Below are 23,495 nucleotides of genomic sequence, written 5' to 3' on the forward strand. Positions count from 1 at the left end.
TTGTAACTTCCCTGGATTGCTTCGCTTCGCTCACAATGACGGATTTAGTAAATTTTACAGCTCTACACTAACGCGACTTTTAGTTTATGCGACGCCAAAGTTTTTGGCTTTTCACCCTTGCTAAGGGCGATAAACTCGTCCGTGCTAAGCAGGTAAAAATCAATTAGCTCGCGCCCCATTAGCGCGCAGATTTCACCACTTTTGCCATCGATAAAACCAAACGCACTTTTAGAATTTACCAGCAAAAAATCAGCCCCGCTATCAAACGCGTCAAAGAGAATTTCCCCAGCCACCCTTAGCGCGCACTCCTTTTCGGCGCCGTAAATTTCAGCCCTTAACGCCTCGTTTTCGCGCTCAAATCTCACGACATCTCCGCCAAATCTGCGCACCAAATCCCGCGCGCCCTCATCGCCCCAAACAGCGATTTTAAAGCCCGTGTAGCGGTGCGGGGCAGTGTTTGCGTCTATCTCGGCTAGGCTTTGTGCGCTATAAATTTTATCCGCGCGCGCCGGATCAATCCCACAAAGCTCGCAAAGCCTATCATAAATCAAATCGCAATCATAATCCAAATTTAGGGCATTACACGGCGTGAAATAGACGAGCTGTGGGCGGATAAAATCTAAAATTTCGCCCCTTTTTTGCGGGAAATTTTCGAGCAGAAAATTTGCGAAAACAAAGGCGCTGTTTCCCAAAAAAACCTCGCTAAACTTCCTTAAATTTGAGCTGTAAAAATACGGCGCTAATTCCTTGTAAAACTCGAAAGTATCGCTATTAGCGATAGCAGAAAAACTCTGAAATTTAGAGTAAAAGCTCTCAAATCCGCACTCCAAATCCTTGCGCGCCTCGCTCTGGCTAAGTGGCGCAATGTATAAAATCCTGCCAAAGCGCGCCAAAATCCCACCAAATGGCTCCTCCACGCTTACGACCACGCCATTGATTTTGACAAAACTCACGCCCTCATAGCTAAAATACGGATCGCCCGCCTTTATCTCGCCTAAAAGCTCGCCCACGCTAGCGAAATTTTCGCGCTCAAAAATATATGGCTTAAAATAGCTTAAAACATCGATTTTAGGGTCAAATCTGAAAAGCCTGATCTCCAACATAATTGCTCCTTTTTGCGCCCAAAATTCTACTAAAATTTGGCTAATAATTAGATTTTTAGGCGCAATTTTATATAATAATCGCTTTTATTTTAGCCAAAAAGTGAAATTAATATGAAATTTTTATATACCTTAAACCACGCGCCCATAAACGCGCATTTTAGCAAAAACTCAAACGATTTCGTCGTGCGCGAAGTCCCATTGTATGAGTCTAGCGGTGATGGCGAGCATGCGATGATACATCTGCAAAAAAAGGACCTTACCACCTGGGAAGCCTTGCAGATTTTAAGCGAACATTTAGGCGTTAAGATGCGCGATTTCGGCTATGCAGGGCTCAAAGACAAAGAGGGCTTAACTAGCCAGTTTGTTACATTTCCTTTCAAATTCGCGCCAAATTTAGAGAGTTTTTCGCACGAAAAAATCAAAATTTTAAGCCTTAATCGCCACAAAAACAAGCTAAAAATCGGGCATTTAAAGGGAAATAATTTTTTTATCCGCCTAAAAAAGGTCTTGCCAACTGACGCTTTAAAACTGCGTGAAGCTCTTGAAACACTCAGCGCGCAGGGGTTTGCGAACTATTTTGGCTTCCAGCGCTTTGGTAAATTTGGCGACAATGCCGAGGCAGGTCTAGCGATACTGCGTGGCGAAAAGCGCATTAAAAACCCCAAAATGCGCGATTTCTTAATCAGCGCGTATCAAAGCGAGCTATTTAACGCTTGGCTAGCCAAAAGGGTTGAAATTTCAAAATTTGCTAGCGAATTTAGTGTGAGCGAGTTTGCCAAAATTTACGGATTTGACAAAGACCTTGCCAAATCTATCGCCACTCAGACGCAATTTTACAAGCTACTTCCGGGCGAGATTTTGGGCCATTTCCCGCACGGGGCGTTTTTTACCTGCGAGGATTTAGGCGCGGAGGTAGAGCGGTTTGTGCGCCGTGATATCACGAGTGCTGGGCTCATCGCTGGGGCGCAAAAACTGCGCGCAAGTGGCGTGGCGAATAGATTTGAGAGCGAGATTTTCGCCGAGGCTGAGGCGTATTTGGCGCAAACAAACGGCTCGTATCGCTATGCGTGGAGCTATATAGAGGATATCTCGCACAGCTACGACGAGGAAAAGGCGCAGTTTGGATTTAGCTTTTATCTACCAAAAGGCTCGTATGCGACGGTGGTTTTGGAGGAAATTTTGCATAGAGAAATTTTCGAAAATTTCGCCCCTAACGAAGAGTAAAATTTGAAATTTAGCCAAATTTCGCTTCGCAAGCTAGAAATACTGCGTCTGGTTTGAAATAATGATGAAATTTGACAAAAATATAAAATTTGGCGAGCAAGGATGGTGCTTAGTGAATACAAATACCATTATTAGAGGATTTATAGGATTACTTATTTGCATTATATTATTTATCATACATTCTGTAAGTATGGTTTTTCTGTTTTGGTTTATTGACAATATTATTTATTGGGGAGATGAAACACAATATGTATGTAAATATGATTGTGGCTTTGGATTGTTTGCAATATTTTTTGCACCGATTGTAAGCTTTTTTGTGTGCTTATATGTATTTTTCTTATTTTTGCATAAAAAAAACATTTATATTTTTATGCTTATTGTTCCTATATTTATATTTTTTACAATGAAAATAACGAAAAACAAAATAATTGATTATTTCGATATACCAGAAAATTTGGGTATAGCAGAAATTATTGATATAACGATAGCAATTTTATTATATGTAGTTACAAAAATATTAATAGAAAAATTAATTTTAAAGGATTAAAAATGATAAAATTTGATAAAAATATAAAATTCGGCGGGCAAGGATACCCACCCTACGGCGCTAAATTTAAAATTTTATTGTTGCTTGTAATTATTTTTCTATTTGGATTTTTTTCGCATGAAATGTGGTTTATTAGGCAATCACAAAAAGACCCTTGTTATTATGAATATATTAAAAATTTACAAAATGATCAAAATTATAGCGGCAGATTTGTTTTTTGTGCTAATAGACTAATGCAAAATTCTGAAATAGAACTCAAATATTATTTTAGACATTTACCAAAGGACGCAAATTTTACTTCCCAAGAACAAATAGTCGTAGATAAAGTAAAAAAGATTTTAGATGATGAAAATTTAAAGGGTAGTAAATGAGTATCGTAGGGTGGGCGTCCTTGCCCACCGCAAATGAGCCGAATTTTACAGCCCCATTTTGTTTGGATTTAGGATATTGTTTGGATCAAAAGCCTTTTTAATCGCGCGGAAAAGCTCCATTTCAGCCTCGTTAAACGCCATTTTCATATACGGAGCCTTCGAAATGCCAATCCCATGCTCCCCACTTAGCGTGCCACCAAGCTCCACAGTCGCTGCGAAAATCTCCTCGATAGCTAGGTGAGCCTTTTTGACCTCTTCGACATTGCTTTTATCAGCCATGACATTTGTATGAACATTGCCGTCGCCAGTGTGTCCAAAACAAGGCGTCACAAGCCCATATTTAGCCGAAATTTCAGCGATTTTATCCAAAAGCGCAGGTAAATTCGAGCGTGGCACGGTGATATCTTCGTTTAGCTTCAAAGAGCCGTAGCAGGTGATTGATTGCGAGCAGTTTCTGCGCGCAAACCAAATATCCGCGCTCTCTTTTTCATCTTTTGCCACACGAAATTCACTAGCTCCATTTGCGATAAAGCTATCTTTGATCACGCGCAAATCGGCTTCTAGGCTATCTTCAATATTGCCATCGACATCGCAGATTAGTATCGCACCAGCGCTAGTTGGCAGGCCTTTGTGAAATTTCTGCTCGACAGCCTTTATGCACAGATTGTCCAAAAACTCCATTGCCACGGGCGTTACACCGCCTGCCATTGTCTTATACACAGCGTCCATTGCGTTTTTGACACTTGGGAAAATTCCCATTGCAGTCTTTTTAAATTTTGGCATTGCGATGAGTTTTAGCGTGATTTCGGTAATTACTGCAAGAGAGCCCTCACTAGCAATTAAAATTCCAGCGATATTATACCCAGCGACATCTTTTATCGTGCGTTTGCCAGCGCGTATGATTTCGCCACTAGGAAGCACAGCGCGTAGAGCCATGACATAGTCTTTGGTTATGCCGTATTTCGCCGCTCTCATACCGCCTGAGTTTTCAGCGACATTGCCACCAAGCGTGCTGTATGCCTCACTCGCAGGATCTGGCGGGTAAAATAGCCCCATTTTGGCGACTGCATTTTGCAAATCTTTATTTATCACGCCGGGTTGGACGACCGCAACTAAATTTTGCAAATCAATCTCTAAAATTTTATTCATGTGCTTTTCAAAGCCTAGAATTATCCCGCCCTCATGCGCCAAAGAACCGCCCGTAAAGCCACTTCCAGCCCCGCGCGGGATAATTGGCAGGTTGTGAGCGTTGCAGTATTTTAAAATCTCGCTTACATCGCTTTCATCTCGCGGAAAAAGCACAGCGTCTGGCTTAAAGCGCCTTCTAGTCGCGTCGTAGCAGTAGGCGATTTTATGCGCTTCGTCGAAATAGGCGTTTTGCTCGCCTAATAAATTCGTAAAAAATTCTATATCAGAATTATTCATCATCTAAGCCCAAAAGATATGAGTAGTGTCTGTCATAGTCGCTAATCGGACCATTTGTGAAATCCCAAAACACGGTTTTGATATCCCCTACGCGTGAATAAAATGGAAGCGTGTAGTAAGCGACCTTGCCACTTTCATAAGTGCGAAGTGGTTTGAAGCTGCCGCAGTCTGCGAATACGCTCTTTTCGTTCATTGCGACAAAAATCAGCCCAGTGCTGTTTTTCGCGCAAATTTTGCGGAAATCATCACGACTTGGATTTGGTTTAGAATTTAGCCTCAAATACGCTCCGCCAAGGTCAGGGTGAATAAACTCGATATTTGGGAAAGCCTGCACGATTTGTGCGTAAATTTCGGCATTTGGAGCCACGATTAGGGCGCGATCATAAAGGTAGTTTAAAATCACCTTATCGCCATTAGCTGGCAAAATTTTTGGCAGTGGCAAAGCCTTTTGCTCCAACATACCAAAGACTTCAAATCTGATTTTTGCCTTTGCGCCGGATTTTTCGCTGACTACTGCGCGCGCGATGATAGCGTTTTCGCCGTTACCGAAATCATGCATTACAATCCCAGCGCTTCCTACCATGATAGCGGGATTATCAGCGATTACGGCTTCGCCATTTTGCACATCAAAAATCAGCGTTTCGTAAGGTGGCATGTAAAACTCAGCCCCAAAAACAGATGATAAAAATAGCCCCAAAGCAAGTAAAATTCGTTTCAAATTTAACTCCTAAAATAAAATTTTCGCCAATTATACATAAGAATTTACAACAAACGGCAAGGGATATTTGCCAAATATAAACCAAATTTGGCTAGAATTGAGGTTTTAATTTCAATTTTAAAGCGGTTTATGATGAGAATTTTTGCACTGATTTTTTTACTTTTTAGCCTTTCATTTGCCAGTTCTTCGAGTGTGGAAAAATTTAAATGGCCCTCAGGCGTGAGCTTGCTACAATTTATGGAAAATTTCTCTATTCCGCTCTCGACATATTATGATTTAGACAAAGAGGATCAAGAATTAGCCGCCGAAGTGCGCGCAGATGTCGAGTGTATGATGCTAAAAGACCCGCTTGGCAAAATCGTCCAAGTCCTAATCCCCATAAACGACGAACTTCAAATCCAAATTTACCGCGATAAAAAGGGAATTTACAAATTTATCTACACGCCAATCGTTTATGAGCAGCACTCTTACGCTTTAAGCATTGAGATTACTTCATCGCCCTCAAACGATATCTTAAAGGCTACCGGAAGTATCGCGCTAGCAAACGAATTTTCGAGCGTTTTTAAAAACGAGGTAAATTTCAAAAAACTACAAAAAGGCGATCGCCTTACGATTTTATACGAGCAAAAAACTCGCCTTGGACGCCCATTTGGCGGGGTTAAAATCCTAGCCGGCACAATCGAAGAAGCCAAAAAACCAAAATCGCTTTATTATTTCGAGGACAAATACTACAACGAAACTGGCAAAAAGGTCGAACATTTCGTGCTTACCACGCCACTTGTTTATACTAGAATTTCATCTCGTTTCACGCCTAAACGCTTCCACCCGGTGCTTAAACGATACCGCGCGCACCTAGGCGTGGATTATGCTGCGCCAAAAGGCACGAAAGTAAATGCCGCAGGCAATGGCAAAGTAACCTTCGTAGGGCGCAAAAACGGCTATGGAAACACCGTCGAAATCAACCACGGCGGAGGTTTGGTTACGCTGTATGCGCATTTAAGCGGATTTGCCAAAGGGCTAAAAGTCGGTATGAGCGTAAAACAAGGCCAATTAATCGCCTATGTAGGCTCCACAGGCCTAAGCTCAGGACCGCATTTGCATTTGGGTCTGTATCGCAACAACCAGCCAGTCGATCCCCTAAAAACCATAAAAATCACAAAATCAAATTTCGTAAGCGAGGAAGAGCGCAAATTTAAGGCGTTGGTAAAGGATATGAACGCTAAATTTGACGCGGTTAAAGACGGCTCGAAAAACCCAGCGAAATTTGAACCTTATGAAAATTTAGTCAGCATAAATTAGAGGCAAAAATGGAAGCAAAAGATAAAGAATTTTTGACAGATTACGAAGAGGCCGAAGCTCTTTTAGAGGCGCATATCGGCGATACGATAGAAGAAGAGCTAAGCCCAGCGGACCTTGCAGATCACTTAAAGGCGCTTAAAAAACACGACGAGGAAAAATATGTCGAATTCCTAGAAAAACTCGACCCCGAGGATCTCGCTGACGCTGCGCTTGAAATGCCAGATCACATGCTCGAAGATATCATCGAAACCCTTCCTAGCGAGAAAATCGTCGAAGCTATCGAGGAGCTAGAAAGTGATGATCAAGCAGAACTACTCCAAAGTATCGAAGAAATCGACGAGGATAAGGCAAAGGAGCTTTTTTACGGGCTTGATGAGGACGATCGCCACGATATTTTGACGATTAACAAATACGACGATGACGAAGCTGGCGCGTATATGCAAACCGAGGTTTTTAGCGCACGCGAAAACCAAACCCTAGGCGAAGCTGTCGATATGCTAAGGGTAATGCGCCAAAACGGCGATATCGAAAATGTCTTTCAGCTCTTTGTTTTAGATGATAAGGGCCACATGCTAAGCGCATTTTCGACCTCGGATTTGATTTTATACGATTTTTCGCTCACGCTAAAAGAAATTTCGCAAAAATTTAACGCAGACGCAAAGGTGCATTTCGCCACCGATACCGATAAAATCGAAGATGTCATCAAGGATTTCGAGGAATTTGACCTAAATGTAATCCCTGTTTTGGACGCAAACGGCGTGCTAATTGGGCGAATCACAGCCGATGATGTGCATGATTTGATTCAAGAGCGCGCCACAGAGCAAATTTACAACCTTGCCGGTGTCGATGATGAGGCTGAGGAGGAAGATACTGCATTTTCAGCTGGAAAGGCGCGTGCATCGTGGCTGGGCGTGAATTTATGCACGGCGATTATCAGCTCGATTATCATCGGACTTTTTGACGCTACAATCGAGCAGCTCGTCGCCCTTGCCGTGCTTATGCCAATCGTGGCCTCCATGGGCGGAAACACAGGCACACAGGCTCTTACCGTTACGGTTCGTCGCCTAGCCCTCGGCGAAATCGAGGCGCGCGATATCCGCTCGGTAATCACGCGCGAAGTTACCATTTCGCTGGTAAATGGCTCGATTTTTGCCGTAGCAATGGGAGTTGTGGCGTGGGTGTGGTTTGGCATGAAGCTTCTTGGCGTCGTGATTGCGATGTCAATGGTGATAAATTTGACCTTGGCTGGATTTTTTGGCGCGATTATTCCGATCGCCTTGCGCCGTTTTGGAATCGATCCAGCTGTGGGAAGCTCGGTTTTGCTGACCACGGTTACTGATATAGTGGGATTTTTTAGCTTTTTAGGACTTGCGACATGGATATTGATATAAAAAATTTTAAAATTTCAAAACTCGAACACTCGAATTTCATTAAGCCATTTAGGCTAAATTTCGAATTAAACGGCGAGGCGCGGGCGTGGGACTGCGTCAAGGTGCATGATAGCGTCTCAATACTGCTGTATCACAGCGAAAAAAAGGCGTTTTTGCTCGTTAAGCAGTTTCGCCCAAGTGTGTGGTTTTACCAAGACGAAAATTTAATAAACTGCGATGAAAAGGGCTTTACCTACGAGCTGTGCGCTGGGATTTTAGACAAAGGTATTAGCGAGGAACAAACCGCAATCGAGGAAATTTACGAAGAAACCGGATATGAGCTTAAAAATTTGGAGTTTATCACGAGCTTTTACAGCGCGCTTGGTTTTGGCGCAAATCGCCAAATTTTATTTTACGGCGAGATTGATGAGAGTATGAAAAAAGGTGCAGGTGGCGGAGTCGATGGCGAGAATATCGAGCTGTATTTTTTGCCGTTAGATGAAGCTAAAAAATTTATGTATGATGAAAAAATCGTGCGAGCCTCTGGGTTAGTGGCGGCGTTTTTGTGGTTTTTCCAAAACAAGGGCGAAATTTAATGCAAATTTTAGCCCAAATTTCACTAAATTTTAGAATTTATCCACGCCGATGACACAGCATAATATCATTTTATATATCGAATACATCGGCATTGCCTCGGCCTCTTTGAGCGGATTTTTATTCGCGGTTAAAAGAGATTGCGACTGGCTGGGGATTTTTTTGGCTGCGTTTTTAACCGCCCTTGGTGGCGGGATTGTGCGCGATATCACGGTGGGCAGACCGCTGTATTCCTTCACGCACTATATGCCAGTAATCATCGTCATTGCGGTGCTTGTCGCCTCGCATATTTTCGCAGCCCAGACCAAAAAACTACAAGGCAGATTTATATTTATTTTCTCCGACGCAATCGATGTGATTTGCTTCTCGATTGTCGGGGCTATGGTTTCGATCGAGTATGGATTAAATGTTTTTGGGGCGATACTTATCGCCTTTTTTAATGGCGTTGGGGGCGGAATTTTGCGCGATGTGCTATTAAACGAGGTGCCGTGGTTTTTGCGCACGGGGCTTTATGGGACGATAAGTATGGGTGTCGGGCTGGTTTATTTTATCTTAGACTGGCTTGACTTGGCGAATATCTACACGATTTTGGCACTATTTTTCGCTGGGATTGTGGTTAGAATGTTTGCGTATTATAGGGGTTGGCATTTGCCAAAGGTGGAGTATAACAAATGAAGTATTTAATGAGTAATTTTTCTAGGGTCGATGTCGCTTTTACGAGGGGTAAAGGCGCGAAGCTATGGGATAGCAACGGCGAGAAATACATTGATTTCGCCGCTGGAATTGGGGTGTGTAGCCTAGGACATGCAAGCCCTGTGGTGATAGAGGCCATAAACACGCAAAGCGCGATGATAATCCATAGCTCGAACATTTATAGAGTCCTACCACAAGAGGTGCTAGCCAAAAAAATCAGCAATCTTTTGGGCTATCAAACATACGCTGTGTTTTGCAACTCTGGGGCAGAGGCGAACGAAGCAGCCATAAAAATGGCGCGCAAATACGGCACGACTAAATTTGAGAGCAAAAAATATGAAATTTTGACTTTGAAAAATTCCTTCCATGGGCGCACAATGGCTACTTTGAGTGCCACAGGACAGGATAAATTTCACCCTGAAATTTTCGCTCCATACATTGAGGGGTTTAAATTTTACGACGGAATCGATGAAATCATCGCAAATATCAGCGATAAAACGGTCGCTGTGATGATAGAACTAATCCAGGGCGAGGGCGGAATTTGCCCGCTGGATAAAAAATCAGTCCAAAAACTAGCCAAAATTTTAAAAGAAAAAAATTTACTTTTAATCACCGACGAGGTCCAATGTGGCGTATATCGCTCAGGCGAGTTTGTCGCAAGCAAGCTCTATGGCATAGAGCCTGACATTATCACCTTTGCCAAAGGGCTAGCAGGTGGCGTGCCAATCGGTGCGTGCGTGGCTAGGGAAAATATCTTTGCCCCTGGCGAGCATGGAAGCACATTTGGTGGCAACCACCTAGCCACATCGACCGCAAACGCCGTTTTGCGCGAGCTAGAATACCTCTACGAAAGTGGCGAGCTTAAAAAAACTATCGCTGAATTTGAGGAAAATTTAGACAAAATTCTAAAAGATTTCCCAAATTTCTTCGAATCTCACACAGGGCTTGGACTAATGCAAGGCTTGGTTTTAAAGGACAGCACAAATCTAAGCATACTTTTTGCCGAGTGCCTAAGAAACGGACTTTTGGTGCTAAAATCAGGTAGCAAAACGCTAAGATTTTTACCGCCATTAAACATAAAGAAAAAAGAGATAAAAGCAGGATTTGAAATTTTGCGCAAGACTCTTGAAGAGCTTCAAGATTGAAATTTAGCGATTTTTTCGAGGCGTGGCTAAATGATAGCTACTACGCAAATGGCGTTAAAATCGGCAAAGAGGGCGATTTTTACACCGCTGTTAGCGTGGGAAGCTTTTTTGGGATTTGCTTAGGGCGCGAAATTTTGCGCCTTAGTGCGAATTTTGCCGGCAAAATTTCACTCGTCGAAATCGGCGCAAATGAGGGGTTTTTGCTCGCTGATATAGCGCAAGCGCTTTTTACTTTCGACCCAAATTCTTTGGCGAAATTTGAGTTTGTCATCATCGAGCCACACCAGAGGCTGCGCCAAATCCAAAGCGAAAATTTCGCTAAAAAATTTGGCGATGAAATCACGCTAAAACATTTCGCTTCGCTAAAAGAAGCGAAATTTAGCGAAGCGATTTTTATCGCAAACGAGCTTTTTGACACCTTCAAATGCGAGGTCGTAAAAGATGGCAAAATGCTTTATATCGAGGATTTTAAACAAATTTGGCGCGAAATTTGCGATAATGAAATTTTAAAATTTAGCGCTGGGGGCGCAGAAATTCCGCTTGGATACGAGGAATTTGCCAGTAGCATTAATGCGCAAAAATTCGCCTTTTTGGCATTTGATTACGGCAAAATGGGCGCGAGCGGGGAAATTTCGCTTAGAATTTACAAAAATCACCAAGTCTATAATTTTTTTGAAATTCAAAATTTAGCCGAATTTTACGGGGTAAGCGACATTACTTACAATGTAGATTTTGAAATTTTAACGCGCGCTTTTGAGAATACTGGCGCGAAAATTGGCAGATTTATGAGTTTTGAAAAAGCCTTAATCGAATTTGGCGCGACACAAATTTTGGAGCAATTTGCGCAAAATTTGGGTCAAAACGGCTATCAAAACGCCCTAGCCCAGTTTAACCACCTGCGCCACGAATTTGGCGAAAAGTTCAAATTTATCGAGTTTTTAAAAGGATTTTAATGAGAATTTTTATCGATTGTGAATGCGAGATTATGCAAAAAAGCCTCGAAATGTTTTTGGCAAATTTTGTCGTGCAAAATTTAGGCGAAGCCGATTTTGTCGTGACAGACACTGCCAGAGCAAGTGCCAAACCCCTCTTTATCATCGCCAAAAACGGCGATTTAGAATTGCCGTTTGGCAAAGAACAGCTTGTTTTGGCGCTTAAAAATTTTAGCGCGAGCGAGATCGTGCAAGCTAGCTATAATAAATTTGAGTTTTCGCAAAATTTGGATTTAGAAGCGCAAATCGGCGCAGTATTTGATGAATTTAAGGCGCGAATTTTAGAAATTTTAAGGAAACAAAGTGGCGAAATTTAGAGGCAAAATTTCAAGCGGAATTTACAAAGGAAAAAGCTTGGAACTCCCAAGCCTAGGCACTACGCGCAGCACGAAATCAATCGTAAAGGGCTCGTTTTTCGACTCATTTAGGTATGAATTAGAAGGCAGCTGCTTCATCGAGGGCTTTGGCGGAAGCGGCGGCATGGCGCTCGAAGCCCTTAGCAACGGCGCAAAAGAGGTTTTTGCTATCGAAAAAGATCGCAAAGCTTACGAAATCACAAGGCGCAACTTCGCCCTTTTTGGCGTGGAAAAAAATGCCCTAAACGGCGATTGTTTCGCGCTTTTGCCACAAATTTTGGCGAATTTAGACACCGAAAAAATTTTTATCTACCTTGATCCGCCATTTGATATCAGAGATGGTTTTGCTGGAATTTACGAGCGCGTAGTGGGCTTAATCTGCGAAATTTGCGAGTGCGAGAGGGTGAAATTTGTGATAATCGAGCACGCAAGTGAGGTGAAATTTGAGGCAAATATCGCCAAATTTAGCCTTTTAAAATCCAAAAAATTTGGCGCCACAACGCTATCTTACTATGCAAAATAAAATTTCAAAAAACCTTAGCAGTGCCGAAATGAAGGCGCTTTTGGAGTATTATTCGGCGCGTAGTAATACTGATGAAAATCTTTTTAGCGCCCCAGATCCACTGCAAGTGCTAAAACCTCTCGCTCACACCCCGCACGCGCCCGTAATCGCGCTAATTTGCGCACTTTTTGCCTATGGAAACGCAGCTCAGATAATCAAATTTTTAAATTCGCTAAATTTTGATTTACTTGGAAGCGATGAAAAGACGATAAAATCGGCTTTGCAAGGCAAAAAATACCGCTTTCAAAGCGAACGCGATGTGGCAGAGATTTTTCTCACGCTTCGCAGGCTTTGCGAGTGCGATATAGAAAAAATCATTTTAAATGGTATGAAAAATGGCGAAATCATAAACGGCATAAATGCGCTCATAGCCCAAATTTACGAGCTTTCAGAGTATCGCTCGGCTGGATATGAGTTTTTTTTCGGCAAAAATTTTACCGCCAAACCAACCTCGCCGTATAAACGCTACAATCTGTTTTTGCGCTGGATGGTGCGCAAAAGTGATATAGATTTGGGGTTATTTTCGCGCATAAGCCCGGCCAAACTACTCATACCGCTCGATACTCACACGCACAAGGTCTCACTAGCCTTGGGTTTGATTGATAGGAAGGTTTATGATTTTCGCGCTGTTAGCGCTCTTAGCGCAAAACTGCGTGAATTCGACCCGCATGATCCGATAAAATATGATTTTGCGCTGTATAGACTAGGACAAAGCAGAGAAATTGAGGAATTGATAAAAAATTTGAAGTGAAATTTAGCCCATATTTGGGCTAAATTTAGATTTCTACGACTATTTTTCTGGCGTTTTCATCGACATAGATTGCGAAAATTTCGTGTTTTTTCTCGCCCACGACTTCCACTTCACAACCCCTAAGCTCGGGGCTTTCTAGCAAAATTCTAGCGATTGTATCATTTAACTCTTCTAGCGTCATTTTTAATCCTTATTTATCTTTGAAAAATCGCGCGATCTTGGCTTGGAGTTTAAACCACTCTTTTAGCTCCATTATCGGGTGGCCGGCGAAATTTTTACCAGCTGGCAGGTCTTTGCTAATCCCGCCTCTGGCTGCGACTTGGACGAAATCCCCTACCCTGACATGTCCGCCACTGCCTGCTTGACCGCCAAGGACGACATTTCTACCAAGTATAGTTGATCCTGCAAGTCCCACTTGCGAAACGATTAGGCAGTTTTGACCTAGCTCGCAGTTGTGTCCGATTTGGACTAAATTGTCGATTTTGGTGCAAGATGAAATTATCGTAGAGCCAAAAACCGCCCTATCTATCGTGGTATTTGCACCGATTTCAACCTCATCTTCGAGCACGACATTTCCATTGTGATAAATTTTAACATGCGTGCCGTCGCTTCTGTGCGCGTAGCCAAAGCCGTCCGAGCCGATAACTGCGTTCGCTAGGATATGGCAGCGAGCCCCTATAATCGTGTCATTATAAATCACGACCCCTGGGTGAATCACACAATCATCGCCGATAACGACATCATCGCCGATATACGCACCAGCGCAAATTACAACTCTCTCGCCGATTTGGGTATTTGAGCCGATATAAACGCCCTTTGCGATTTGCGCACTTTTAGCTATCGCGCTTGGGCGAGGCTCCCTAATAAGCGGTTTTGCGAAATATTTGCTCAGTATAGCAAAGGCTAGGTGTGGATTGACACACTCGACTTTGATTATGTTTTTTGGAACCTCTACGCCCTTTTTTACCAAAACAGCGCACGCCTTGCTATCGGCGATAAATTTTTCATTTTTTTCACTATCGCAGTAACTAAGCTCGCTTCCGCTTGCATTTTGCAATGAATTTATCGCTGTGATTTCGGCATCTTCAATCCCCAAACTAGCAAAATCCATTCTTAAAATTTTAACAATTTCAGAAAGTTTCATATCTTCTCCTACATATCAAGTGCGACGCTACCGCTTCTGACGATATCGATTGGGTTGTATTTTTTCACAGTCTTTAAAAAACTCTCGATTCTATCAGCGTCATCGCACGCCATAAGCACGATATGGTTTTCGTCGCTGTTTGCGATAGAGCCGTTATATGCTTTTAGCAAAGCGTCAAGTCCGGCTAAATTTTCGTTTAATGCGATTTTGATTAAAACCATCTCTTTTTCGACAAAATTTGCCTCCTCGATTACTTTATAAATCGGGATTAGCTTGTGAAGTTGCTTCGTAATCTGCTCGATAATGCGCTCATCGCCCAAGGTTACAATCGTAAGCCTAGATAAATTTGTATTTGGGATAGGTGCGACGGTTAGGGAGTTAATATTATATCCGCGCCCTGCAAAAAGCCCAGAAATACGAGAAAGCACGCCGTGTTCGTCCAAAACTATGACTGAAATAATTCTTTTTATACTATTCATAATCAAATCCTATTCAAATATCATATTATATAGCGCGCCACCTGCTGGCACCATTGGGAAAACATTTTCGAAGCGATCGACCTTAACCTCGATAAAGCAAACCTTATTGCTTTCAAGTGCAGTTTTTAGCGCGCTTTCAAACTCAGCTTTTGTGCTAACGCTAAATCCAAGCCCGCCAAAGCTCTCTACGAGTTTTACGAAATCTGGCTGTTTGCTAAGATCCGTCGATGAAAATCTCGCACCATAAAACATACTTTGCCACTGCCTAACCATACCCAAAAAGTTGTTATTAAGTATGATATTTACGACACCAAGATTATTTTCGCTAAGCGTCATTAGCTCTTGGATATTCATCAAAATTGAGCCATCGCCTGTGAAATTTATAACCTGCCTTTTCTCGCCAGCGTAAGCTTTCGCTCCCATTGCAGCAGGCAAGCCATATCCCATAGTGCCAAGCCCACCGCTTGTAAGAAGTGTGCGAGGGCGGTTAAATGGATAAAACTGCGCTACCCACATTTGGTGCTGTCCGACATCTGTGACGATGATAGCGTCATCGCTTGCGATCTCGCCAGTTTTTTGCACTACCCATTGTGGTTTTAAAACCTCATCGCTATCTGTGTATTTTAGCGGGTGAATTTCTTTATAAATTTTGATTTGTTCGCGCCATTTGGCGTAGTTTGCAGGCTCTGCTTCGTCCTTTAATCTAGGATTTAGCTCTGCTAGGACTGATTTTACATCGCCTACGATTGGGAAATGTGCATTTACGATTTTTGAAATCGAGCTTGGGTCGATATCGACATGGATAATTTTTGCGTTTTTAGCGAATTCTTCGAGTTTTCCAGTTACTCTATCATCAAATCTCGCTCCAAGGCAGATTATAAGGTCTGTTTCGCTAAGCGCCATATTGGCTGCGTAGCTTCCATGCATTCCCACTAAACCCAAATTTAACTCATCGTCGCTTCTCATCGCGCCAAGTGCCATTAGAGTCTCTACTACTGGGATTTGCGTGATATGCGCTAGTTGCCTTACTTCCTCGCTAGCCTCGCTTAAAATCACGCCACCGCCAATATAAATTATCGGGCGTTTGGCCGCCATTATTAGCTCTGCTACTTTTTTTATCTGTTTTGCGTTGCCTTTGTAAGTCGGGCGATATGTTTGCATTTTTATCTCATCTGGATAGATAAACTCGCCAAGCTTAGCCGTGACATCTTTTGGCACATCGATATGCACAGGACCCGGTCTGCCAGAGCGCGCGATATAAAATGCTTGTTTTAGCACCATTGGAAGCTCTTCAACGGTTTTTACTAGGAAATTGTGTTTGACACATGGTCTTGAAATTCCAACCGCATCAATCTCTTGAAATGCGTCAGTTCCGATAAGCGAACCAGCAACCTGTCCGCTAATTAGCACGATTGGGATAGAATCTGCATACGCAGTGGCAAGGCCTGTGATTGCATTTGTAAAACCAGGACCGCTTGTTACGATAGCTACGCCTACTTTGCCACTAGCGCGCGCGTATCCGTCAGCCGCCATAGTCGCAGCTTGTTCGTGGCGCACCAGGATATGTTTGAAATATGTTTGTTTGTATGTTTCATCATATATGTTTAGCGCAGCGCCACCAGGATATCCAAATACTACCTCAACGCCCTCTTGATGAAGCGCCTCGATAATCATCTGCGAACCGTTTAATTTCTCCATGTTCAATCCTAATTATGAAATGACTGGGTATTTTATTATTTTTTAGATTAAATTCTAAGAATTTTTTAAAGAATTTGATTAAATTTTATATTTTTGTAAGAAATTTGATTAAATTTAAGGCGAAATTTAAAAAGGCTTGCGAACGCGCGCAAGCCTAAATTTGGTTAAAATGATTTTTTCGTAAGGATATGTATCAAAAAACTAATCACAAAAGCCACTACGCTAGGCACAATCCAGCCAAGCATAGCATCATAAAATGGAAAGCTACTAACCCAGTTAGTGATACCTGGAATTTTGATTTTTAAGACATCTAGTCCATTTATGATACCCACAGCGAAGCTCGCATACACGCAAGCCCTATAAACTAACTTGCTTGTATCGATTAGTGGATCGATTAGCGATAAAATTATAAGCATAATCGCAGCTGGATAAATCGCGATTAGCACAGGAATACTAGCACTAATAATCGTTGTAAGTCCGAAATTTGCTACGCCAAATGATACGAGGCAAAGTATCACAACCCACGCTTTGTATGGAATTTTACCTTTGACCAAATTTTCAAAATACTGGCTACATGAGCTAATCAAACCCAAAGTCGTAGTAAGGCAGGCTAGGAAAAATGCAAGCCCTAGCAAGGCTGTGCCGACACTGCCAAAAAGATAGTGGCTGATTTTGCTAAGGTATTGTGCGCCGTTTGTTACATCAGGGAAAAGGCTAGCCGCACTCGCACCAAGATATGAAATCATCAGATAAATCACAGCTAAAAGCGCGCCCGCAAACATACCCGCTTTTATCATAGATACGACGATATGTCCCTCATCACTAACACCGCGCGCTCTCATCGCATTTGCGATAATGATACCAAAGGCTAGTGAAGCCAAAGCGTCCATAGTCTGGTATCCATCGACGAAACCACTTGCGACTGCGTGATCTCTATACGCTTCGTTTGGAGCGACAAATTCGCCCATAGGGGTCAAAAATGACGATACAAAAAGTCCCAAAATCAAAATCAAAAGCACAGGTGTCAAATATCGTCCGAGCAAATCGACGAGTTTTGACGGATTTAAGCATAAAACAAAATTTAGCGCAAAATACGCAGCCGAATAGATCAAAAGCCACATCTGCACCGATGTTTCGGCGACATTTTCGCGCACGACGATATCAAATGGCATATTTGCAGCACGCGGTATCGCAAAAAGCGGTCCGATAGTCAGATACAATGCGACTGTGAAAATTAGCGCAAACACAGGATCTACGCGTTCGACCAAATTCGCTAGACCCTTTGATTTAGCCACGGCTGCGACGCCAAGGACTGGAATTAAAATCGCGGCACAGCAAAAAAACATAATTCCCACGAAAAAGTTATCACCAGCATTTTTGCCCACAATCGGCGGAAAAATGAAGTTTCCGGCACCAAAATACATAGCAAAAAGCATTAAAGCAATGGTAAAAAACTCTTTTTTGGTAAGCTTTCTGTCCATGAAATCTCCTTATCAAAAATTTAATCGTTCATTTTCTCATTATTTAATTTAAATTTCATTTAAATTTTATTTTTACTAAAAATTTAAGGCAAAAATTTTTGCTATAATCGCGCGAAATTTAATAAATTTATCAAGGTAAAAGAAAATGGCAAAATCAAAATCAACACTTTTCGAGTGCCAACACTGCGGAAATCAACAATCCAGATGGCTTGGCAAATGCCCTGATTGTGGCGCATGGGATAGTTTCGTGGAGCTTAAAGCCGAGCAGATTAAAACCCTAAAAGAGATAGAAAAATTAGAGCAAAAAAGAGGCGCGAGCGGCGCAAAAGCAATCGATGAAATCCAAATCGAAGATGTCGTGCGCGTAGATACCAAAGACGCTGAGTTAAATTTGGTTTTAGGTGGCGGGCTTGTAGAGGGCTCACTCGTGCTAATTGGCGGAAGTCCCGGCATTGGCAAATCCACGCTTTTACTCAAAATCGCTGCAAATTTAGCCAGCCCAAATTCGCCCGCACTCTATGTCAGTGGCGAAGAAAGTGCCAGCCAAATCAAAATGCGAGCCGACCGCCTAGGCGCAATCAACAAAAATTTATTCTTGCTAACCGAGATAAATTTAAACACGATTTTAGATGAAATTTCAAGCAAAAATTACAAAAGCGTCATCATTGATAGTATCCAGACCCTTTATAGCGACAAAATTTCATCAGCCCCGGGCTCCGTGACGCAGGTGCGCGAGATCACATTTGAGCTAATGCGATTAGCCAAAGAGCGCGGGATTAGCATTTTTATCATCGGGCATATTACCAAAGAGGGCTCGATTGCGGGACCTAGGATTTTAGAACACATGGTCGATGTGGTGCTGTATTTCGAGGGGGACGCGAGCAAGGAACTTCGAATTTTGCGTGGTTTTAAAAATCGTTTTGGTTCTACTAGCGAGGTTGGGATTTTTGAAATGAGCGAAAAAGGGCTAATTAGCGCAAAAGATGTTGCAAGTAAATTTTTCACTCGCACCAAACCTGCCTCAGGCTCAGCAATAACCGTGACTATGGAAGGTTCTCGTGCGCTTGTGGTCGAAATCCAAGCCCTAGTTTGCGAAAGCTCGTATCCCAAACGCTCTGCCACTGGATATGATAAAAATCGCCTCGATATGCTTTTAGCGCTTTTGGATAGGAAGCTTGAAATCGGACTTGGGGGATACGATGTCTTCGTAAATGTCATCGGCGGGGTCAAAATCACCGAAACCGCCTGCGATTTAGCCGTGGTCGCTGCGATCGTAAGTAGCTTTAAAAACCGGCCACTTAGCAAAGAGAGCGCATTTATTGGCGAAGTTAGCCTAAATGGCGAAATTCGTGAAATTTTCAACCTTGATGCGCGCATAAAAGAGGCTAGTTTGCAAAAATTCAAAAACATAATCTCGCCGATGAAACCGCAAAACTCCCTTGGGCTTAAAATTTTTCACGCCACGGAAATTTCGCAAATCCTTGATTGGATGTAAAAAAATGCTATAATCGCGCGAAATTCTTGGACGGACAAATTCAATGGAAAAATGCGATCACTGCCACGGCTCGTTTGAGAGCGCGGAGCTTTTTAGCGATGAGGCGGGGCATAAATTTTGCTGTAATGGGTGCAAAAATGTCTATTATCTTTTGCAGGGGCAAAATTTGGGCGAATTTTACGAGCGCCTTGGCAAAAATACTCTGCGCCCAGCCAAACAAAATGCCAAAATTCAGGGCTCAGCTAGCAGTATTTACAAAAACTATGTCACCAAAGATAAAGACGGATTTAACCAAATTTCGCTTTTAATCGACGGAATTCACTGCTCAGCATGCGTCTGGCTAAACGAAAAAATCCTAAATAACGCCACTGGCATAATCGAAGTAAGCCTAAACGCAGCCTCGCACAAAGCGCGCATTGTATGGGACGAAGAGCAAATATCCTTAGCCGAAATTTTAAATCTAATCCGCTCGATTGGATACGATGCCTACCCTTATGACACAAACACCCAAAACGCCAAAGACACGGCAAAACGCAGGGAATTTTACGCTAGGCTTTTGGTTGGAATTTTTTGCGTTATGAATATAATGTGGATCTCAATCGCGCTGTATGGCGGGTATTTCACGGGGATCGAGCAGGGCACGAAGGATATTTTACACTTTGCTGAGTTTATCCTAGCTACACCTGTTCTTTTCTATACAGGGGCAGTATTTTTCAAAGGTGCATTTTATGCGCTTAAAACTCGCACCCCAAATATGGACTTGCTCGTTGGTCTTGGGGCTTTGGTAATTTATATTTATTCGCTTTATGTTATGTTTTCGCGCAATGGCGAGGTATATTTCGAATCCGTAGCGATGATAATCACCTTTGTTTTTGCGGGAAAATATCTGCAAATTTTAAGCCAAAAAAGGGCTGGCGAAAATTTAAGCTCGCTTTCAAACATGCTTCTTGGCGAGGTTTGCACGCTAAGCTCTGGCGGAAGCTATGCCAATAAATCCCCAAATGAGGTGCAAATCGGCGATGAAATTCTCATAAACCAAGGCGATCGCGTCCTAATCGACGGAGTGGTAAGTAGCGGCGAGGGAAGTTTCGATTATTCGGGGATTTCGGGCGAGAGTATCCCGGTATCGCTCGGCAAAAACGATGAAATCAAATCAGGCTCACTCTGCCTATCTGGCTCGCTAAAATACCGCGCAAACGCCGATTTTAAGGGCTCGTTGCTAAGCAAAATTGTCGAGCTTTTAGAAAACGCAAATCTAAAAAAACCAAAATTTGAAATTTTGGCTAATAAAATTTCAGGCTATTTTTCGATTTTTGTCATAGCCGTGGCGTTTGTGGCGTTTGTGTTTTGGTATGCCAAAGCAGGTTTTGCAAGCGCGCTACTAATCAGTGTTAGCGTCATCATCATCGCCTGCCCTTGCGCCCTAGCCCTTGCCACGCCGATTGCGACGCTGTGCGCGATCTCTGTGGCGCTAAGGCATGGCATAATCTTCAAAGAGGCCAAAATGCTAGAAATCCTCTCCAACGCCGATACTATCGTCTTTGACAAAACAGGCACGCTCACAAGCTCTGCGCTAATCGTCAAAAAAAGCGAAATTTCGCCCCACTGCGATATCGGCGCGCTAAAAGGGCTTTTGCAAAGCTCAAATCACCCTATTTCCGAGGCCGTGCTTGAATTTTTAAATTCGGGCGAATTTGCAAAATTTGCGCCTGCGAATTTAGAAAATATCACAAACCACCCAGCCAAGGGCCTTAGCGCGAAATTTGGCGAAAATGAAATTTATGGCGGAAGCGCGAAATTTATGTGCGAGCTTGGCGCAAATGTCGCTAGCGGGGATTTAAGCGAGTATTTTTTCATGCAAAATAGGCAAATTTTAGCCAAATTTTGGCTTCTTGCGCCACTTAAAAATGATAGCAAAGAGGCCATAAAAACGCTACAAAATTTAGGTTACGAGCTTCATATCATCAGTGGCGATCACCAAAACGCCGTCAGTGCGATAGCGCGTGAGCTAGAAATCGAAAAATTTGGCGCGCAAATTTTGCCAGACGAAAAGGCTAGCTATATCCAAAACCTCGCTAAAATGGGCAAAAAAGTAGTAATGGTAGGCGATGGGATAAATGACGCGGCCGCGCTTAGCCTCGCTCACGCTGGGATTTGCCTAGGAAGTGGCGCGAATCTTAGCGTGCAAAAAAGCGATGTCGTGCTTATCAAAGACGATATGACGAGCCTCGTGCGCGCCATGCGTATCGCGCGCAAAACCGGCAGTAAAATCCGCCAAAATATCGCTATTTCGCTACTTTATAATCTAATCACAATCCCGCTTGCGTTTTGTGGATACGCAATCCCGCTGTTTGCGGCACTCTCGATGAGCCTAAGCTCGGTAATCGTGGTCGCAAATTCAATGCTTTTAAGAAGGATAAAACTATGAGCAACGCCGTGCTAATGACTATGGTTACGATTTCGCTAATACTTGGATTTTGCGTGTTAGGCGGGCTTTTGTGGGCGCTGAAAAATCATCAATTCGATGATTATTCTAAATTTCTTGGCGGGACGGAATTCGACGGCGAGGACGCACTCAACGAAGCTGTGAAAATGGAAGAAAAACGCAAAGAGGCGTTAAGGCGAAAAAAAGAGAATTTGGATAGTTGAAATTTAGAGTAAAATTCCACATTAAATTTCGCAAAAATACTGCGCCGAAATTTTGCAAAAATACTGCGCCGAAATTTCTTACTCGTAGATTGCCACGAATTTTGCTGACGCAAAATTCTCGCAATGACAGATTATACAAATTTTGCCTAATTTGTCATTGCGAGGAGCGAAGCGACGAAGCAATCTACGAATTTAAAATTCACAGACGCTAAATTCGCTGTCATTGCGAGGCGATTTATCGCCGAAGCAATCCAGAGATTGCAAAATTTAAAACGCCTGACGGCGTGCTGGATTGCTTCGAGTTTGAAAAACTCTCGCAATGACGGAAATTTTATAAAAAGGATTAAAATTGGAAAATTTTGAGAATTGGAATAAAAATGTTAGAAATAAAAATTCAAACACAAATTCAAATCAAAGAGATTATGACAAAGAGCCGATTATAATCAAAAATCCTTATGAATTTTTTCTTGCAAATTTGTTCTTTTTTTGTCATTTAGGAACAGTGCTTATATTGTTAATTTATGTTGATTATATGGGGATTGCAAATATTAATAATATTTTTCTATTCGCCTTTTTTGGTATTGGAGTTTTGCATATTGTGGCTACTTTTTATTATTACATTATAAAAAACAAATGCGAAACCAAATTTACAAATAAAACGATTGAATTTAGTGTAAATAACGAAACGAAAATAGTTAAGAATTTAATAGATTTAGACAGACCTATTGAAAGGACTTTTAGACTGTTTTCACCATTATCACTAAGTAACATTATCATTTTTTATATACCTATATTTTTTATATTTGCATTGGTAAAAATGGCTTATTATCTTATCGTTTGTTATGTTATTGGTTTATTTTTGAATTGTTTATTTAAATTTGTTTTTCATTTGGTTTTAGGTGGAAAATTAAGAGATTTTTCATTATTCCCAGCTTTCATATTTGATTATAGAAAAATTATAGGCAAATTAAGCCTTGATGGCATGGATACCTTAAAATACAAATACCACATGGTTTATATAATTAAAAAACAAGATTACTTGGTTTTACAAAAATATTTTTCTGATAAGAAACATATTAATTTAAATTTGGTTAAAAAAAAATTTTAACCTAAAAGGAGACACGCATGAGTAGAGAAGCAGTTGCTCAAATCGAGCTAGACAAGCTAGAAGCAAGGCTACAAATAATAAACATAAACAGTTGGTAAAATTTTGCAAATTTAAACCCAAACTATCAAATTTGAGTTTAAATTTGTGAATTTGATAAATTCGGTATTTTAAAATACTGACCGAGATTAAATTTACATAAAATGTCATTGCGAGAAAACGAAGTTTTCGAAGCAATCCATGGAAATTTAAATTTAAAATTCAACCTAAATTTAGCATTGAATTATTTTTTTA

25 protein-coding genes are annotated in these 23,495 nt (G+C 41.9%); 17 read left to right on the forward strand and 8 right to left on the reverse strand.

All coding sequences use genetic code 11. The features are described 5' to 3' along the window. Positions 1 to 62: 62 nt before the first annotated feature. Positions 63 to 1,103, reverse strand: a complete 1,041-nt coding sequence (locus OFN73_RS00920; RefSeq protein WP_270861830.1) for an HdrB C-terminal domain-containing protein — start codon at positions 1,101 to 1,103, stop codon at positions 63 to 65. Between the two features lie 111 nt (positions 1,104 to 1,214). On the opposite strand from OFN73_RS00920, the gene truD reads away from it, so the two are divergent. The 3 genes from truD (at position 1,215) to OFN73_RS00935 (ending at position 3,245) form a co-directional block, all read left to right on the forward strand. Beyond that, positions 1,215 to 2,327 carry a tRNA pseudouridine(13) synthase TruD gene (truD, locus tag OFN73_RS00925; protein ID WP_270861831.1) on the forward strand — a complete coding sequence of 371 codons (1,113 nt, stop codon included), beginning with the start codon at positions 1,215 to 1,217 and terminating at the stop codon, positions 2,325 to 2,327. 61 nt (positions 2,328 to 2,388) lie between these two features. Next, positions 2,389 to 2,874 (forward strand): hypothetical protein, encoded by a 486-nt coding sequence (locus OFN73_RS00930; RefSeq protein WP_270861832.1) that lies wholly within the window; start codon positions 2,389 to 2,391, stop codon positions 2,872 to 2,874. Between the two features lie 2 nt (positions 2,875 to 2,876). Beyond that, positions 2,877 to 3,245 (forward strand): hypothetical protein, encoded by a 369-nt coding sequence (locus OFN73_RS00935; protein WP_270861833.1) that lies wholly within the window; start codon positions 2,877 to 2,879, stop codon positions 3,243 to 3,245. A gap of 45 nt (positions 3,246 to 3,290) precedes the next feature. Here OFN73_RS00935 and OFN73_RS00940 read toward each other — a convergent pair whose 3' ends face one another. Next, on the reverse strand, positions 3,291 to 4,670 hold the full coding sequence (locus OFN73_RS00940; protein WP_270862228.1) for an FAD-linked oxidase C-terminal domain-containing protein: 1,380 nt from the start codon (positions 4,668 to 4,670) through the stop codon (positions 3,291 to 3,293). Next, positions 4,663 to 5,388, reverse strand: coding sequence for a plasminogen-binding N-terminal domain-containing protein (locus OFN73_RS00945; protein WP_270861834.1), 726 nt, complete (start codon positions 5,386 to 5,388; stop codon positions 4,663 to 4,665). The genes OFN73_RS00940 and OFN73_RS00945 overlap by 8 nt, the downstream gene beginning before the upstream one ends. Positions 5,389 to 5,517: 129 nt before the next feature. Between OFN73_RS00945 and OFN73_RS00950 the strand changes: the two genes are divergently transcribed. Genes OFN73_RS00950 through OFN73_RS00990 form a run of 9 tightly spaced genes read left to right on the forward strand, consistent with a single transcriptional unit; the run spans position 5,518 to position 13,150 of the window. Beyond that, positions 5,518 to 6,687: a peptidoglycan DD-metalloendopeptidase family protein gene (locus tag OFN73_RS00950; protein WP_270861835.1), complete on the forward strand. Its 1,170-nt coding sequence runs from the start codon at positions 5,518 to 5,520 to the stop codon at positions 6,685 to 6,687. Positions 6,688 to 6,695: 8 nt separating this feature from the next. Beyond that, positions 6,696 to 8,078 (forward strand): magnesium transporter, encoded by a 1,383-nt coding sequence (gene mgtE / locus OFN73_RS00955; RefSeq protein WP_270859029.1) that lies wholly within the window; start codon positions 6,696 to 6,698, stop codon positions 8,076 to 8,078. Further along, positions 8,063 to 8,653 carry an NUDIX domain-containing protein gene (locus OFN73_RS00960; RefSeq protein WP_270859030.1) on the forward strand — a complete coding sequence of 197 codons (591 nt, stop codon included), beginning with the start codon at positions 8,063 to 8,065 and terminating at the stop codon, positions 8,651 to 8,653. Before mgtE ends, OFN73_RS00960 begins: the two co-directional genes overlap by 16 nt. 49 nt (positions 8,654 to 8,702) lie before the next feature. Next, on the forward strand, positions 8,703 to 9,326 hold the full coding sequence (locus OFN73_RS00965; protein ID WP_270861836.1) for a trimeric intracellular cation channel family protein: 624 nt from the start codon (positions 8,703 to 8,705) through the stop codon (positions 9,324 to 9,326). Further along, positions 9,323 to 10,489: an aspartate aminotransferase family protein gene (locus OFN73_RS00970; RefSeq protein WP_270861837.1), complete on the forward strand. Its 1,167-nt coding sequence runs from the start codon at positions 9,323 to 9,325 to the stop codon at positions 10,487 to 10,489. Before OFN73_RS00965 ends, OFN73_RS00970 begins: the two co-directional genes overlap by 4 nt. After that, positions 10,486 to 11,442 carry an SAM-dependent methyltransferase gene (locus OFN73_RS00975; RefSeq protein WP_270861838.1) on the forward strand — a complete coding sequence of 319 codons (957 nt, stop codon included), beginning with the start codon at positions 10,486 to 10,488 and terminating at the stop codon, positions 11,440 to 11,442. The genes OFN73_RS00970 and OFN73_RS00975 overlap by 4 nt, the downstream gene beginning before the upstream one ends. After that, on the forward strand, positions 11,442 to 11,798 hold the full coding sequence (locus OFN73_RS00980) for a hypothetical protein (RefSeq protein WP_270861839.1): 357 nt from the start codon (positions 11,442 to 11,444) through the stop codon (positions 11,796 to 11,798). The genes OFN73_RS00975 and OFN73_RS00980 overlap by 1 nt, the downstream gene beginning before the upstream one ends. Continuing rightward, positions 11,785 to 12,360 (forward strand): 16S rRNA (guanine(966)-N(2))-methyltransferase RsmD, encoded by a 576-nt coding sequence (gene rsmD / locus OFN73_RS00985; protein ID WP_270861840.1) that lies wholly within the window; start codon positions 11,785 to 11,787, stop codon positions 12,358 to 12,360. Before OFN73_RS00980 ends, rsmD begins: the two co-directional genes overlap by 14 nt. Further along, positions 12,350 to 13,150 carry a TIGR02757 family protein gene (locus OFN73_RS00990; RefSeq protein WP_270861841.1) on the forward strand — a complete coding sequence of 267 codons (801 nt, stop codon included), beginning with the start codon at positions 12,350 to 12,352 and terminating at the stop codon, positions 13,148 to 13,150. The genes rsmD and OFN73_RS00990 overlap by 11 nt, the downstream gene beginning before the upstream one ends. A 25-nt stretch (positions 13,151 to 13,175) precedes the next feature. On the opposite strand, the gene OFN73_RS00995 is transcribed toward OFN73_RS00990, so the two are convergent. The 5 genes from OFN73_RS00995 to brnQ form a co-directional block, all read right to left on the reverse strand. Then, entirely contained in the window at positions 13,176 to 13,331 is a 156-nt protein-coding gene (locus OFN73_RS00995; protein ID WP_270859037.1) for a hypothetical protein, read from the reverse strand. A 9-nt stretch (positions 13,332 to 13,340) separates the two neighbouring features. Continuing rightward, positions 13,341 to 14,294 carry a UDP-3-O-(3-hydroxymyristoyl)glucosamine N-acyltransferase gene (gene lpxD, locus OFN73_RS01000; RefSeq protein WP_270861842.1) on the reverse strand — a complete coding sequence of 318 codons (954 nt, stop codon included), beginning with the start codon at positions 14,292 to 14,294 and terminating at the stop codon, positions 13,341 to 13,343. 8 nt (positions 14,295 to 14,302) lie between these two features. Further along, entirely contained in the window at positions 14,303 to 14,773 is a 471-nt protein-coding gene (gene ilvN / locus OFN73_RS01005; RefSeq protein WP_270859039.1) for an acetolactate synthase small subunit, read from the reverse strand. Between the two features lie 9 nt (positions 14,774 to 14,782). After that, positions 14,783 to 16,471, reverse strand: a complete 1,689-nt coding sequence (locus tag OFN73_RS01010; protein ID WP_270861843.1) for an acetolactate synthase large subunit — start codon at positions 16,469 to 16,471, stop codon at positions 14,783 to 14,785. Positions 16,472 to 16,635: 164 nt separating this feature from the next. Further along, complete coding sequence (gene brnQ, locus OFN73_RS01015) at positions 16,636 to 17,952, reverse strand: branched-chain amino acid transport system II carrier protein (RefSeq protein ID WP_270861844.1); 1,317 nt, start codon at positions 17,950 to 17,952, stop codon at positions 16,636 to 16,638. 145 nt (positions 17,953 to 18,097) lie between these two features. On the opposite strand from brnQ, the gene radA reads away from it, so the two are divergent. The 5 genes from radA to OFN73_RS01040 all read left to right on the forward strand — a co-directional run bounded on the left by radA (position 18,098) and on the right by OFN73_RS01040 (position 23,204). Continuing rightward, positions 18,098 to 19,447, forward strand: coding sequence for a DNA repair protein RadA (gene radA / locus OFN73_RS01020; protein ID WP_270861845.1), 1,350 nt, complete (start codon positions 18,098 to 18,100; stop codon positions 19,445 to 19,447). A gap of 43 nt (positions 19,448 to 19,490) precedes the next feature. Next, positions 19,491 to 21,875 carry a heavy metal translocating P-type ATPase gene (locus OFN73_RS01025; protein ID WP_270861846.1) on the forward strand — a complete coding sequence of 795 codons (2,385 nt, stop codon included), beginning with the start codon at positions 19,491 to 19,493 and terminating at the stop codon, positions 21,873 to 21,875. Further along, the gene (gene ccoS / locus OFN73_RS01030) at positions 21,872 to 22,096 is read left to right on the forward strand and encodes a cbb3-type cytochrome oxidase assembly protein CcoS (RefSeq protein ID WP_270859044.1); all 225 of its coding nucleotides are present in this window, start codon (positions 21,872 to 21,874) and stop codon (positions 22,094 to 22,096) included. Before OFN73_RS01025 ends, ccoS begins: the two co-directional genes overlap by 4 nt. Continuing rightward, entirely contained in the window at positions 22,093 to 22,308 is a 216-nt protein-coding gene (locus tag OFN73_RS01035; protein WP_270861847.1) for a hypothetical protein, read from the forward strand. The genes ccoS and OFN73_RS01035 overlap by 4 nt, the downstream gene beginning before the upstream one ends. 137 nt (positions 22,309 to 22,445) lie before the next feature. Continuing rightward, complete coding sequence (locus tag OFN73_RS01040) at positions 22,446 to 23,204, forward strand: hypothetical protein (protein WP_270861848.1); 759 nt, start codon at positions 22,446 to 22,448, stop codon at positions 23,202 to 23,204. The last annotated feature ends 291 nt before the right edge of the window (positions 23,205 to 23,495 follow it).

The sequence above is a fragment of the Campylobacter sp. JMF_14 EL1 genome, from assembly GCF_027737585.1.
In the GTDB taxonomy this organism is placed as follows: Bacteria; Campylobacterota; Campylobacteria; order Campylobacterales; family Campylobacteraceae; genus Campylobacter_B.

What these genes read in the sequence shown, in the direction of transcription:
- OFN73_RS00920 (WP_270861830.1), bottom strand. Translation starts at nt 1,103, where the DNA reads ATGTTGGAGATCAGGCTTTTCAGATTTGACCCTAAAATCGATGTTTTA.
- truD (WP_270861831.1), top strand. Translation starts at nt 1,215, where the DNA reads ATGAAATTTTTATATACCTTAAACCACGCGCCCATAAACGCGCATTTT.
- OFN73_RS00930 (WP_270861832.1), top strand. Translation starts at nt 2,389, where the DNA reads ATGATGAAATTTGACAAAAATATAAAATTTGGCGAGCAAGGATGGTGC.
- OFN73_RS00935 (WP_270861833.1), top strand. Translation starts at nt 2,877, where the DNA reads ATGATAAAATTTGATAAAAATATAAAATTCGGCGGGCAAGGATACCCA.
- OFN73_RS00940 (WP_270862228.1), bottom strand. Translation starts at nt 4,670, where the DNA reads ATGAATAATTCTGATATAGAATTTTTTACGAATTTATTAGGCGAGCAA.
- OFN73_RS00950 (WP_270861835.1), top strand. Translation starts at nt 5,518, where the DNA reads ATGATGAGAATTTTTGCACTGATTTTTTTACTTTTTAGCCTTTCATTT.
- mgtE (WP_270859029.1), top strand. Translation starts at nt 6,696, where the DNA reads ATGGAAGCAAAAGATAAAGAATTTTTGACAGATTACGAAGAGGCCGAA.
- OFN73_RS00960 (WP_270859030.1), top strand. Translation starts at nt 8,063, where the DNA reads ATGGATATTGATATAAAAAATTTTAAAATTTCAAAACTCGAACACTCG.
- OFN73_RS00965 (WP_270861836.1), top strand. Translation starts at nt 8,703, where the DNA reads ATGACACAGCATAATATCATTTTATATATCGAATACATCGGCATTGCC.
- OFN73_RS00970 (WP_270861837.1), top strand. Translation starts at nt 9,323, where the DNA reads ATGAAGTATTTAATGAGTAATTTTTCTAGGGTCGATGTCGCTTTTACG.
- OFN73_RS00980 (WP_270861839.1), top strand. Translation starts at nt 11,442, where the DNA reads ATGAGAATTTTTATCGATTGTGAATGCGAGATTATGCAAAAAAGCCTC.
- OFN73_RS00990 (WP_270861841.1), top strand. Translation starts at nt 12,350, where the DNA reads ATGCAAAATAAAATTTCAAAAAACCTTAGCAGTGCCGAAATGAAGGCG.
- OFN73_RS00995 (WP_270859037.1), bottom strand. Translation starts at nt 13,331, where the DNA reads ATGACGCTAGAAGAGTTAAATGATACAATCGCTAGAATTTTGCTAGAA.
- lpxD (WP_270861842.1), bottom strand. Translation starts at nt 14,294, where the DNA reads ATGAAACTTTCTGAAATTGTTAAAATTTTAAGAATGGATTTTGCTAGT.
- ilvN (WP_270859039.1), bottom strand. Translation starts at nt 14,773, where the DNA reads ATGAATAGTATAAAAAGAATTATTTCAGTCATAGTTTTGGACGAACAC.
- OFN73_RS01010 (WP_270861843.1), bottom strand. Translation starts at nt 16,471, where the DNA reads ATGGAGAAATTAAACGGTTCGCAGATGATTATCGAGGCGCTTCATCAA.
- brnQ (WP_270861844.1), bottom strand. Translation starts at nt 17,952, where the DNA reads ATGGACAGAAAGCTTACCAAAAAAGAGTTTTTTACCATTGCTTTAATG.
- radA (WP_270861845.1), top strand. Translation starts at nt 18,098, where the DNA reads ATGGCAAAATCAAAATCAACACTTTTCGAGTGCCAACACTGCGGAAAT.
- OFN73_RS01025 (WP_270861846.1), top strand. Translation starts at nt 19,491, where the DNA reads ATGGAAAAATGCGATCACTGCCACGGCTCGTTTGAGAGCGCGGAGCTT.
- ccoS (WP_270859044.1), top strand. Translation starts at nt 21,872, where the DNA reads ATGAGCAACGCCGTGCTAATGACTATGGTTACGATTTCGCTAATACTT.